Genomic DNA, 12,331 nt, shown 5'->3' on the forward strand with positions numbered 1-12,331 from the left:
CGATGAATCGCCAACAGCGTCGCGTAGGGACGATCACGCTTCGCTCCGCCGCCGATGGGCATGAAGTGAAAGCGGTGGCAGTAGCGATTGGCACGGTGGATATTGGGCGAGCAGCGGGTGTCGAGCAGCAGCTGGAAGCCGTCGCTCTCGGCCGGACGGCTCTCCCGGCACCAGGGCAGCTGGCGTTTGCCGGTGGTCCGCACCGAGAAACCGAGCCCCGCCGGCGACCAAGCCATGCGGACGTCCGCGTACAGCGGCCGCTCGGCCAACGCCCCCCAGGATGCCATCCGGCACGCGTCGGGCAGCTCTAACCCCTGCTCCTGCCACTCCAGGCGGAACTGCCGGATGGCGACTTCAAAGCGAAACGGAAACGTCGGGTCGAGCAGCTGGGACATGGGGGGTGTTGGTTGTTGGTTGTTGGTTGTTGGTTGTTGGTTGTTGGTTGTTGGTTGTTGGTTGTTGGTTGTTGGTTGTTGGTTGTTGGTTGTTGGTTGTTGGTTGTTGGTTGTTGGTTGTTGGTTGTTGGTTGCGAGTTGCGAGTTGCGAGTGGCGAGTGGCGAGTTAGGGGCGTGCTCGTGCTCGTGCTCGTGCTCGATCTGAGATCTGGGATCTGGAATCTGAGATTCGCTGACTCTAACGGATTCTATGTATGGACAATCACGTTTTCTCCCCTCTCCCCCAAATCCTGGCGAGCCTAAGCGAGCCAGGATTTGGGGGAGAGGGGGCGGGGGTGAGGGGGAATGCAGAGCAGCAGCATCATTGCCGTATCTAGATGTGGTGCACAGCCCTGGGGATCGTACGCCATGAGTCATTCCGTTGCACCTGAGCCCCCTCACCCCCGGCCCCTCTCCCACCACTGCTTCACTCGCTGGCGCTCGCGGCGCCGCGGGGGAGAGGGGAGAAAGCTTCCTTACCTATTCATAGAATCCGTTAGAGTCAGGAGATCTGAGATTTGAGAATACGCTTCGGGGCCGGGGCGTGCAAACGGCGGGCGCGGGCGTGCTGGGCGGAACGCGTCGGCGCACGAAAAAACCTCGGACACCTGTAGAACAGATGTCCGAGGCTTCGGCTATCGGGCCGAGTCGAGCAAGCGTCGCGGCCGATATTTCGCAGTGGGGCAATCGCTCGAAGCGAGCCGCTTACCAGTTGTATTCCGCTCCGATGTAGCCGCCGTGCAACAGCAGGCTGTCGTCGGCACACACCTTGCCCGCTTCGGGCAGGTTGGCCAGGTCGTCGGCGATCGAGCCGACCGAGGTGGCCACACCGCTGATGCCGTACAAGCGGTAACCGCCCCGGACGCTCCAGCAGTTGTTGATGCGGTAACCCAAGCCCAGATCCAGTTCGCCCAGGGTTGCCAGGACGGTTTCGGAATTGTCGATGGCCACGGCCCGGCCCTGGATGGTCGGGTAGTAGTTGCTGACGTAGCCGGTCGACTGCATCGAGCCGAGCCGCGTGCGGTAGCGGGCGTCGTTGGCGTAGATGCCCATCTTGGTGCCGGCGTACAGGTTCAGCTTGTGGCCGAGGCAGTAGTCCAGGCGGGCGCCGAACTGATAACCGAACAGGTTGTTTTCGGTGTCGACGTTGTAGTACAGGTCGTCGGCCGTGGCGCCGTAGACGGTGTCGGTCTGGCTGGTTGCGAATTCAAAGCTGTCCTTGAACTGGAACCATCGCAGGCCGTGCGTGGTTTGGATCTGCAGCTTGCTGCTGGTGGGCGGAATCATCGGACCGCAGGCGCCGCCACATCCGGGCACGGGGCCGCAGGTGTCACCGCAAGCCAGCGGGCTGCTGGCCGCCCGGCGTGCTCCGCCCAGGCCAAAGCTGACCAGATTCAGCTCGATGCCCTGGAACGAGACGTCCCGCGAGGTGCGGTAGCGGACGTTGCCATCGAACAGGCCGTAGATGGGAACGTCGTTGCCGGGCATGCCGTCGTTGCCGACGTCATACATGATGTTGTTCCACGAGGGCATCGCGGCGCGGTAATCGATGGCCACGTTCATGTTTCGGCCGTTGGCACCGGTGCCGGCATCGACGCGGGCGGTCTCCGAGGTGGGGTCGAAGAAGAAGTAATTGACCAACAGAGCGTGTTGGCCGCAGTTGAAGTAGCGTCCGAAGTAGGTTTCGAAAGCGACGTTGCTGCCGGGGTCGACCTGGCTGGAGCTTAGGGCCGTGGTCAGGGGCATCGCGGTGTCGAACAACAACCGGCGATCGCAGTTCTCTTCCAGATCCAGGAACAGCAGGTTTGCGCCGCCGAACCAATTTCGCAGCGGTGCCTGAGCCATCACGGGCACCGGACCGCAGGATGCCGCCCCGCCGTACTCGAGTCCGCCACTCCAGGACGAAGCCGCAGCGTGGTTATAGATATGGCCGACCTGGGGATCGTTGCAGCTGTGGCAGGGCTGTTCGGCAATCGAGCTGCCGTAAGCCGCACCGCCGTGGGCCGCCGGACCGCCTTGGGGGGCCGGCAGCGGAACGGGCTGGCCGGTTGCGACGCCACTGCCGGTCGATGCGGTTTGGAACGGTGTGGATGCCGGTCGCCGGTAATTGCCCCAAGCCGAAGCCGCCATCGGCGATGCGGCCGGTTGGGTGGGCCGGTAGGCGGTGCGGGGAGCCGGGGGAACCGACTGCGGAGCCGACGCTCGCTGAGTGACCGGCTGCTGCGGCGCCGAGTGCTGGGCGACCACGCGCTGGGCCGCCTGCTGCTGGGCCGAAGTGTTGGGATACAAACTGGGGTGCAGGGGCACCGAGCTGGCAGGCTGCTGTGGGGCGTATCCGGGAGTTGCCGGATAACCGTTGTACTGCGCCTGAGCGACGGTTGCGACGCTGAAGCCCAGCGCTAGCGCCAAGCCTCGCATAAGATTAGTTTTCACCGATCGACTCCTATTGGTTGTCAGCGCCGCTGATCCGCTGAAGGCTCGCTTCCTGTAGCGGAAGCGGAGTCCTCGAGGCCGAGCTTGACGGCGTGATCCGTTTTGGTTGGGGCGGGTTATCCATTCCCTGTCAATACACTGCATTCCGTTGGCCGGCCGCACTCCGAACAGAACCCGTGGGAAACCCGGCGGCTGGCTGTACGCTGGCGACGATGGCTGATCAGTGAACTGCATCGACCTGGCGAGCTCGACAAGCGGCATCAAACCCCTCGGACACCCCCCACTTTTCCCGGACGCTCTCGGAAAACAAGCAACGTCGTTACAGTTTGCCCGCCGCCCGCCCCGGCTCTTTCCCCAGTCCGCACCCCTTCGCTGTTCGGAGTAAAATCGCGGGAGCGTCGCCTTTCGCTCCGCGAAAGTTGAGAGAGCGTCGCCTTTCGCTCCGCGAAAGTTGGGAGTGTCGCCTTTCGCTCCGCGAAAGCTGGGAGTGTCGCCTTTCGCTCCGCGAAAGCTGGGAGTGTCGCCTTTCGCTCCGCGAAAGTTGGGAGTGTCGCCTTTCGCTCCGCGAAAGTTAATTGCTTGTGCTGCTGCTTTCGCGGAGCGAAAGGCGACACTCGGCGGAGCGAAAGGCGACGGCTGCCTGGTTGCTGTTTACTTACCTCTTTGGAATTCCTGTTTGATGCACTGTTTCCCCTCTTTCGACCGTGTCTGTTGTTTTCGATCCGTTCGCCAGTGCGGAAGTGCTCGGCCGCCAGCCGACTGGGCTGCTGCGGCAGTGATGCTGGTCGCTTCGCTGTTGGCGGTGCCGGCCCCGGCGGCGGAACCGGACAAAGAGAACACGGCGCAGACGCCGCTGAAGATCTTGTTGGTCACCGGCGGCTGCTGCCACGATTACCCCTTTCAAACCAAAGCCATGCAGCTGGCCCTGCAGGAGCGTGGCGTGCGGGCCGAGTGGACGGTCGTCAACGACGGCGGCAAAGGCACCTCGGCCAAGATCGATCTGTACGACCGCCGCGACTGGGCGGCCGGATTCGACGTGGTGATCCACAACGAATGCTTCGCCGCCACCAAAGATCCCGATTACATCCGGCGGATCACCAAAGCCCATCATGAGGGCGCGAACGCCGTGGTGATCCACTGTGCGATGCACACCTACCGCGATGCCAAGATCGACGATTGGCGGCAGATGCTGGGCGTAACGAGCCGTCGGCACGACCATCAAAGCCGCTATCCGGTCGAGGTGGTCGCGCCGGAGCACCCGATCATGAAAGGTTTTCCCCAGGACTACGTCAGTGCCAAGGACGAACTGTACATCATCGAAAAGGTGTGGCCCCAGGCGACGCCTCTGGCCACCAGCAAGAGCGAGCGCACGGGCGAGGCACATCCGGTCTACTGGGTCAACACCTACGGCAAAGCTCGCGTCTTTGGAACCACCTACGGACATTCCAACGAAACGTTCCAGGATCCGGTTTTCTTGGACACCCTGTGCCGGGGGATTCGCTGGGCGGCCGGACGCCTGGAGGGCTGAGCGAAACTTTTCCGGTTGCAGCGGACGCAGCAGCGGCAGCGTTCCTGCTGTATCGGAGGACCCCCCGCGGTCGAAAGCATCACCTAGCAAGCGTTCGGCACGTCCGCCGGGACGTTTTGACCCAGGTGAAACGGAGTATCACTATGAAGAAGCTCGTGTTTTCGACGATTTTTTCCATCGGTCTGCTGTGCGGAGTGTTGGCACAAGCCGAGGAAACCACCCAGCGGATGAATTTTGCCGAAGCTCTCGACGCGGTCGATGAGCCGATCCAGTTGGTCGGCCACCAGTCGGCCATCAATTGCGAGCCCTGCGCCCAGAGCTGCAAGCCCAAGCCCCGCAGCCATTACTACGGCACGATGGAACTGCCTCTGTTGTCGCTGTACGCCAACCACGGTGCCGGTGGTGCTACGGCCTTCGGTAGCTGGTTTGAAGACTTCGACACGCAGGCCGCCCTGCGCGTCGAAGCCGGTTATGAGAACGCTTACGGCGTGGGACTCCGTGGCCGCTTCTTCACGTTCGACACCGATGGGGGAGCTCCCAACGAGTACTTCGACGTGCGGCTGTACGACATCGAAGCGACCAGTGCCCTGAAACTGCGTAACTGGGACTTCGAAGCCTTTGGCGGTGTGCGCTGGGGATCGATCGATTTCTCCGACGAGAACGGCAGCCTGGGGCGTGACTTCGACGGCTTTGGCTTGACGATGGGTGGTCAGGCTCGCCGTTGCTTGACCCAGCGATTGGGATTGAACGCCGGCGTTCGCTACAGCGCCCTGTACGGCAAGAACGAAGCGGGTCCTTTCCAACTGGACAACGTAATCGTGCCGATCACCGAACTGCGCTTGGGTGTTGACTACACGCGGATGCTCCGCCGTGGCGTCGAGCTGATCGCGGAAGTCGGCTACGAGCACCAGATGTACAGCAGCCTCAGCGTGGCTCCGAATATCGACCCCGAAGACGTGGACGTGGCTCTGGCCGGTCCGGTGTTCTCGATCACCCTGCGTCGCTAGTCGCATCGCGGCTAGCTCCACCGCGGCAACCGTACCTGCTGCAGCTCAGCCCTTCTCCCCAATGGTTACCCCGCCGAGTTGATCGCAGGGCCACGGGCGCGAGGGAGTCGACCGCCTGCGACGCCGACGAGATGACGCTGTGTTTTCGGCCCGCGGCTTTGATGAAAAGCCGCGGGCGGTACTCTGCGTAGCGATCGGCGTTCCGCAGACGAAACCGAGGCTAGCGCCTAAACGGCTCAATAAAGCGACAGCCCGTTTAGCGAAGGTGCGCGGCGTAGACGCGTGCCACATCGGCCATGTAGTGGGTCAGGTCGCTGGCCGCGGCCCGGTCCAGATACTTTTGGGCTTTGTCTCGCCGGCCTTCGGCGTCGGCGATCAAGCCGATATAGAGGTCGGCATAGAAGCGAGCTTGCGCGTGGGCGGGGGTGTCCTGCAGCGCCTCGGTCGCGGCGAGGATCTCCGCGTCATCGCCGCCGGCCAAGCGAGCCAGAATCTGTTTCATCGGCGCTCGCCGGTCGGCTGGAGCCGGCAACAGAATGTCGCGGGCACGGCTCAGATCGGTTTCGCGAGCCGCACACAGAAAGTGCCAAGCCGCGTTTTCCACATCGTGCGGGTTGACGCGGCGGTGCGCCTCGAACAGCCGCCGACCGTCGGCGAACCGCCCTTCAAAGTACAGCGCGATGCCGTACTGCCAAAGGTACGGCCGCAGGTCCCTGCGCAGCCCTGACTCACGGTGCAGCCGCAGGGCGTGCTCGAAACTTTCCACAGCTTCGGCTGTCCTGCCGCCACGCAGAAACGCGTCGCCCAGTCGCACGTACGCGTCGGCCAGGGACGGCGAGTCTGCTCCGGCGGCAACCCATGCTTCGGCGCGTGCGATCGCCGCGGCGTGCCGGTCGCGGTGCGAGTCTTCCCCAAACACGGTTGCCCTCCGGTCCACGCCGGCTCCCGCTAGGGTCAAAGCCAAAGCCATAAAAATGGTCTTGCCGGTTGCGGGGTACCAACGGAAGCGAGAACGGCGGGGAATATGGGGACGCATCGGCATCTTCTCGCAGGAGGGAAGGCGAACAAAACGCAGGTGGAGATTATACCGCCGTGTATTCGACACAACCGAACCGATCGGATGGATCCACAGAGCAAACGCCCACGCTTTTTCTGGTTTCGAAGGCCGCGGATCGGCGATGGCTTACGCTTTTCCAACGCAGGGGCTTCACGCAATTCAATGATGCGGATTATACGCGATGCGATCGGACCAACAGTTCTACAAAGGGTGGCGCCCGGTCGCGTGGATCGTTTTGGGAACCCTCTGGTTGGTCGGCTTGGGCGGGCTGTGGTACGCGACGACCCGTTATCAATTTCGCCGGCCGCCGGTCGCCGAATCGTCCATCGCCACCTCCTGGCCGGCGACGAGTCGGCTGGAGCTTGCAGCCCGGCGAGACACGCTGGTGTATCTGATCCACCCGCGCTGTCCTTGTACCCGAGCCTCGACTCGCCAGCTGCAACGTCTGCTCGATGGCAATCTTCTGCGGCGTGAGCAACAGCCGCGCGTGCTGGTGCTGGCCAGCGTGCCCAGCGGCGCCGAGGCGTCGGCTTCACCGCGTCACGAAGCGCAGAGGGAAACGGATTCTTCGTGGACCGATACCGACCTGCTCCGCCGCTGCCGTCAGCTGCCTCGCAGCACGGTGGTGCTGGATGTTGGTGGCGAGGAATCTCAGCGGTTCGGCGGTCGCATCAGCGGCACGGTGTTGCTGTTTGATTCGGCTGGCAACCGCCTCTTTGCCGGCGGAATCACAGCCGCTCGCGGTTTAGAAGGAGATAATCCGGCGGCCGCTCGCCTGCACGATTTGTTGTGTCGTCAGGCTACCCCCTCGCCTTCCCTCTTAACCGGTCATTCCGTTTCGTCGCCTCGTCCAAGCTTGTCGGCGGAGACGTTTCCGGCGCTGGGCTGTCAGCTGTGCCTGCCCTCCGGAGCGGCACCCAGCGACGACAGCCAAGCCGCCACCGCCGCGCAAACGCCCCGCAAAACGCCATTGCCGAGGGCGCTATGAACCCTCTATCCATCCTCCGCTCGTGCTGGCCCGAGGGGTCGCTGCGAGAGGCAACTCGACAGAAGCTCGTGATGCGACAATTGTCCTTGCACACCCGTGCGGACCGAATGTTTCGGGTGATTCTGTTGCTGCAGTGGGTGGCCGGGGTGGTCGTGGCGCTGTGGGTATCGCCGCGAACCTGGATCGGCGCGCAAAGCATGGTGCACGCCCATGTGATTTTCGCCATCGTCGGCGGTGGCTTGTTGGCCAGTTTGCCCTTGGCGATGATTGCTTGGCGGCCGGGACGGCTGAGCACGCGGTTGTGCATTGCGGTGGCCCAAGCCTTGTTCTCCTGCCTGTTGATTCATCTCAGCGGCGGTCGCATCGAAACGCATTTTCATGTCTTCGGTTCGCTGGCCATTCTGGCGGCCTACCGCGACTGGCGCGTCATCGCTTTGGCGTCCCTGGTGGTGGCCGGCGACCATTTCCTGCGGGGCGTGTGGTGGTCTGAATCGGTGTTCGGCATCACGACGGCCAGCCGTTGGCGATGGGTCGAACACACGGCCTGGGTCGCCTTTGAAGACGTTTTTCTGTTCATCATCATTCGGCAAAGCAACGTCGAGATGCGGCAGTCGGCCAACCTGCTGACGGACCTGGAAAACGCCAAACGCGAAGCGGAGCTGGCCAACAAGTCGAAAGACGATTTTCTGGTCAAGGTCAGCCACGAGATTCGCACCCCGCTGAACGGCGTGCTGGGATTCACCGAGGTGATGCAGCGGGGCGGACACACGGCCGAACAACAGAAAAAGTTCCTGCAGACGATTCACCGCAGCGGCCAACATCTGCTCCGCTTGATCAATGACATCTTGGATATTTCCAAGATGGAATCGGGACATCTGGACTGCCAGCTCGGCCGCTGCCGGCCGGACAAGGTGATCGATGAGATTGTTTCGGTGCTCCGGGTGCGAGCCGCCGAGAAAGGGATCGAGCTGGAGTCCTGTTGGCGGACGGCCGTGCCCGAAACGATCGAAACCGACGAGATGCGATTCAGCCAGGTGTTGATGAATCTGGTGGGCAACGCCATCAAGTTCACCGAACACGGCACCGTGCGTTTAACCGCCGGCATCCACCGCACCGACGAGGGATCGATATTGGTCGTTGAGATCACCGATACGGGCATCGGAATCCACCCGGAGAAACTGGAACGCATCTTTTCGCCGTTCCAGCAAGCCGACAATTCGATCACGCGACGCTTTGGCGGAACGGGCCTGGGGTTGCCGATCAGCCGCCAACTGGCTCGAGCCCTCGGCGGCGATGTTTCGGTGGAGAGCCAAGTCGGTCGCGGCAGTTGTTTCCGGTTGTTCATCCGCGCCGGTTCACTCGACGGGATCGCCCTGCACAACCCAGCCGCTCCTCTGCCGGAAGCGCCGCAACCCACCAGCCCGCCGGCCAACCGAACCGATCTCGAGGGCATGTCGATCCTGCTGTGCGAGGACGGCGAAATCAACCGCGAACTGATCGGCTGGGTCTTGACCGCAGCCGGGGCGAGCGTGTCTTATGCCGAGAACGGCCAGCAGGGCGTGGACCTGATCGAAGACTGCGTCGAGAAGCCGGACTTGGTCCTGATGGACATGCAGATGCCGGTGATGGATGGCTATGCGGCGACGCAAACACTGCGCGCTCGCGGGATCGATCTGCCGGTCATCGCCCTGACCGCGCACGCGATGAGCGGAGACGAACAGAAGTGTTTGGCAGCCGGATGCAGCGGATACTTGACCAAACCCTTCCGCTTGGAAGCGTTACTGGACATGATCGACAACACGTTTGAGACGACCGAGCAGGCGGAAGCATCATGGGAAGATTGCGTTGGGGCATAATTGGGTGTGGGGACGTGGCTCGCAAGCGCGTGGCCGCGGCGATTCTTCAAGACCCACACAGCGAATTGATGGCCGCGTGTCGGCGGAGCCCCGCGGCCCTGGAGCAGTTCTGCCAGGACTTTGGGATCGCGGACGAGAAAGCCTTTACCGATGCGGCGGCCCTGATCGACGACCCCGACGTCGATGCCGTCTACATCGCTTCGCCGGTCCGTGAACACCTGCCGCAAACCCTGGCGGCGGCCGCCGCCGGCAAGCACGTGCTGGTCGAAAAACCCATGGCTCGTGATGGCCGCGAATGCCAAGCCATGCTCGAGGCCTGCCAACGGGCTGACGTCCGCCTGGGCGTGGCCTACTATCGTCGCTTCTACCCGATGGTCGAGCGTCTCGAGCAGTTGATCGGCAGCGGCCAACTGGGAACGGTCCTCGGCGCCAGTGCGATCACGGCCACCCCGCTGGATATGGCTCCGGGCGAGGAAGGTGCCTGGCGGATGCAATCCGAGGCCGCCGGCGGGGGAGCGCTGATGGATGTCGGCAGCCACAGGATCAACGTCCTGACGCATCTGCTGGGAGACGTTACCGAGGTCAAAGCCATCTGCGAAACCGTGGCGGCAAGCTACGACACCGAGGATGCCGCCGTCGTGGTGATGCGATTTCAGTCCGGCGCGGTGGCCACGGTGCAGTGTCACTTCGGCAGTGAAGATCCGGATCGCCTGGAAATCATCGGTACCAAGGGCCGCGTGATCGCGGAACCGCTCAATGGCGACCGCCTGGTCGTGGAACTCGGCGGAGGCCGGCAAAGCGAACACCTTCCGCCGGCGGAGAATTTGTGTGCACCCCTGATCGCCGATTTCGTCGCCGCGGTCCGGCAAGGGCGTCCGCCTCGCGTCGATGGCCAGGAAGGCTGGGCCGCCAACGAAGTCATGGAGGCGGCCTACCGTTCGGCCGGCCGCTCGAATCACTTGGGTTGATCCGCCGGCCTGGGTAAGCGGCCTGGGTGAGCGGCCTGGGTGAGCGGCCTGGGTGAGCGGCCTGGGGTGGGCAGTCCGGGTGGGGGCGATCGAGGTGGGGCGCGTAAAAAAACGATCCTTTTTGGTGCTCTGCCCGCCCCCTGTAGGTGCCACGCGGCTAGGCGAAACGCTACGATTTGGCCGTTACTCCAAAACCGACCGTCAGCACTTTTTCGACAGGCCGCCGTTTTGAACTTTGAATTTGTTCCCGCCGACCCGCTGTATCAACTGGCGCTGGTCCTGGTCGCTGGCATTATCGGCGGCGAATTGGTCAGCCGAATCCACCTGCCCAAGGTGACCGGATGGATTTGCACCGGAATTCTGCTGCGCGGGCTGGAGTCGTATCATGCGCCCTACACCGGATTGACGGTCACGGCGGCCTCGGCGTTTGCGCCGTACATGAGTTTCGTGCTGGGCTACATCGCCTTTACGGTCGGCGCCGCGCTGCACTTTGCCAGCCTGCGAAATTCGGGCAAACGCCTGGGGTTTTTGCTGGTCGGCGAAGCCCTGGTGACCCCCTTGGTGGTCGTCGGCGCGATGTACTTTGTCGGCGGCTGGATGAAGCCGGAAGAGATGACCTGGCGAGCCAGTTTGCTGTTGGCGGCGATCGCCATCGCAGCCGCGCCGGGAACCACCGTCCTGGTCGTCCAGGAAACGCGGTCTCGCGGGATCCTGACCCGAACGCTGGTCGCGGCGGTCGCATTGATCGATATGGTGGCCGTCGGCGTGTTCGTGTTCGCGACCGCCTACCTGACCGGTCTGGGCGATGCCAACGCCGATTGGCACGACCACTGGCAGCACGCCCTGGTTTCGGTGGCGATTGAATTCGGAATGGCATTCGCCGTGGGGACGCTGACCGCGCTGATCGCCCTGGCGCTGACCCGCACCGTCGTCGGCCCGGCATTCCTCGGACCGACCATGGTGGCGGTGATCCTGGGAGCCTGGGGGGCGGCCGTGGGCTTTGGGTATTCGGGCATCCTGGCCTGCACGTTCGCAGGCATCATGCTTTCCAATCTGCGGCACGACACAGTGCGGTCAACGGGCGCCTACCTGCACACCATCGGCGGCGTGCTGTTTGCCGCCTTCTACACGTTTGCCGGGATGAAACTGGATTTCACCTTGGTGCTGCAAGCCGTCGGGCTGGTGTTGCTGTTCTTTCTGGCTCGGCTGGTGGGCAAGTACGTGGGGGCTTTCGCGGCGATGGGCCTAGCCGACGTTCCCACGCGAGTCCGCAACAACTTGGGGCTGGCCCTGTTGCCGCACGGCGGCGTGGCGGTTGGCCTGATTTTTCTGGTGCAGGACAACGTCCATTTACAGGACGTGGCCGACACGGTGACGACCGTGGGCCTGGCGGCTCTGGCGATCAACCAGTTGCTCGGTCCCAGCGGCACACGCCTGGCCCTGTCACGCGCCGGCGAGACGGGCAAGGACGCGCCGCGATTGCTGGATTTTCTGGACGAGCAACACATTTCGGTCGACGTCGCGGGAAACACCAAAGAGGAGGTGATCCGGTGCCTGGCCAACCAACTGTACGCGACCACGCATCGGCCCAGTTTGCCGCAGGAAGATTTCGTGCAACGCGTGCTCGAACGCGAACAGATGGCGACCACCTGTTTGTCGCAGGGCTTGATGATTCCGCACGCTATTTTGGACCAGGGCGAAGACATAACGGGGATCCTCGGGATCAGCTCCAACGGCCTGGACCTGGACACGCCCGACGGCCAACCGGTGCATGCCGTGTTGCTGTTGGCCACGCCGCCGACCGATCGCAAACGGCACCTCGAAGTGCTGGCGGCCTTTGCCCGGGCGATCACCCGCGACTTGAACCTTCGCGAACAACTGTATCACGCTCGCAGTGCCGCCCACGCCTACGACGTGCTGCACGCCGAAGACGCCGAAGAATTCAATTACTACATCGAAGACGCCCTCGACCGCGCCGAAGCCTACAAGGACCCGTCGTAGGACCACGTCGTGGCTCGGGCTCGCCAGGACTCGGGGGAGAGGGGAGTAAACGTTCTTTT

At 63.2% G+C, this 12,331-nt stretch carries 9 protein-coding genes (1 of these 9 cut by a window edge); 6 read left to right on the forward strand and 3 right to left on the reverse strand.

From position 1 onward, the window contains the following. Together GE027_RS05465 and GE027_RS05470 are read right to left on the reverse strand one after the other, a co-directional pair. A protein-coding gene (locus tag GE027_RS05465) for a DOMON domain-containing protein (RefSeq protein ID WP_237607302.1) crosses the window boundary here: on the reverse strand, positions 1-395 show its 5' portion. 292 nt of this gene lie to the left of the window's left edge; only the first 395 of its 687 coding nucleotides appear in the window; its start codon is at positions 393-395; the stop codon falls past the left edge of the window. Between the two features lie 744 nt (positions 396-1,139). Then, complete coding sequence (locus tag GE027_RS05470; protein WP_153556172.1) at positions 1,140-2,867, reverse strand: BBP7 family outer membrane beta-barrel protein; 1,728 nt, start codon at positions 2,865-2,867, stop codon at positions 1,140-1,142. A 778-nt stretch (positions 2,868-3,645) separates the two neighbouring features. On the opposite strand from GE027_RS05470, the gene GE027_RS05475 reads away from it, so the two are divergent. Both GE027_RS05475 and GE027_RS05480 read left to right on the forward strand, forming a co-directional pair. Next, positions 3,646-4,395, forward strand: a complete 750-nt coding sequence (locus GE027_RS05475; protein WP_237607322.1) for a ThuA domain-containing protein — start codon at positions 3,646-3,648, stop codon at positions 4,393-4,395. 143 nt (positions 4,396-4,538) lie between these two features. Then, positions 4,539-5,402 carry an Lpg1974 family pore-forming outer membrane protein gene (locus GE027_RS05480; protein WP_153556174.1) on the forward strand — a complete coding sequence of 288 codons (864 nt, stop codon included), beginning with the start codon at positions 4,539-4,541 and terminating at the stop codon, positions 5,400-5,402. Positions 5,403-5,658: 256 nt separating this feature from the next. Here the strand turns inward: GE027_RS05480 and GE027_RS05485 are convergent, their stop codons facing one another. Continuing rightward, a complete protein-coding gene (locus GE027_RS05485; RefSeq protein WP_237607303.1) occupies positions 5,659-6,438 on the reverse strand; it encodes a tetratricopeptide repeat protein in 780 nt (259 codons plus the stop codon). A gap of 202 nt (positions 6,439-6,640) precedes the next feature. On the opposite strand from GE027_RS05485, the gene GE027_RS05490 reads away from it, so the two are divergent. The 4 genes from GE027_RS05490 (at position 6,641) to GE027_RS05505 (ending at position 12,272) form a co-directional block, all read left to right on the forward strand. Next, complete coding sequence (locus tag GE027_RS05490) at positions 6,641-7,447, forward strand: hypothetical protein (RefSeq protein ID WP_153556176.1); 807 nt, start codon at positions 6,641-6,643, stop codon at positions 7,445-7,447. Then, a complete protein-coding gene (locus GE027_RS05495; RefSeq protein ID WP_153556177.1) occupies positions 7,444-9,303 on the forward strand; it encodes an ATP-binding protein in 1,860 nt (619 codons plus the stop codon). The genes GE027_RS05490 and GE027_RS05495 overlap by 4 nt, the downstream gene beginning before the upstream one ends. Positions 9,304-9,317: 14 nt before the next feature. Next, entirely contained in the window at positions 9,318-10,271 is a 954-nt protein-coding gene (locus tag GE027_RS05500; protein ID WP_237607304.1) for a Gfo/Idh/MocA family protein, read from the forward strand. Between the two features lie 228 nt (positions 10,272-10,499). After that, the gene (locus GE027_RS05505) at positions 10,500-12,272 is read left to right on the forward strand and encodes a cation:proton antiporter domain-containing protein (RefSeq protein WP_237607306.1); all 1,773 of its coding nucleotides are present in this window, start codon (positions 10,500-10,502) and stop codon (positions 12,270-12,272) included. Positions 12,273-12,331 lie beyond the last annotated feature (59 nt).

Origin of the sequence: Roseimaritima sediminicola (assembly GCF_009618275.1) — a bacterium.
Taxonomy (GTDB): Bacteria; Planctomycetota; Planctomycetia; order Pirellulales; family Pirellulaceae; genus Roseimaritima; species Roseimaritima sediminicola.

What these genes read in the sequence shown, in the direction of transcription:
- GE027_RS05475 (WP_237607322.1), top strand. Translation starts at nt 3,646, where the DNA reads ATGCTGGTCGCTTCGCTGTTGGCGGTGCCGGCCCCGGCGGCGGAACCG.
- GE027_RS05480 (WP_153556174.1), top strand. Translation starts at nt 4,539, where the DNA reads ATGAAGAAGCTCGTGTTTTCGACGATTTTTTCCATCGGTCTGCTGTGC.
- GE027_RS05485 (WP_237607303.1), bottom strand. Translation starts at nt 6,438, where the DNA reads ATGCGTCCCCATATTCCCCGCCGTTCTCGCTTCCGTTGGTACCCCGCA.
- GE027_RS05490 (WP_153556176.1), top strand. Translation starts at nt 6,641, where the DNA reads ATGCGATCGGACCAACAGTTCTACAAAGGGTGGCGCCCGGTCGCGTGG.
- GE027_RS05495 (WP_153556177.1), top strand. Translation starts at nt 7,444, where the DNA reads ATGAACCCTCTATCCATCCTCCGCTCGTGCTGGCCCGAGGGGTCGCTG.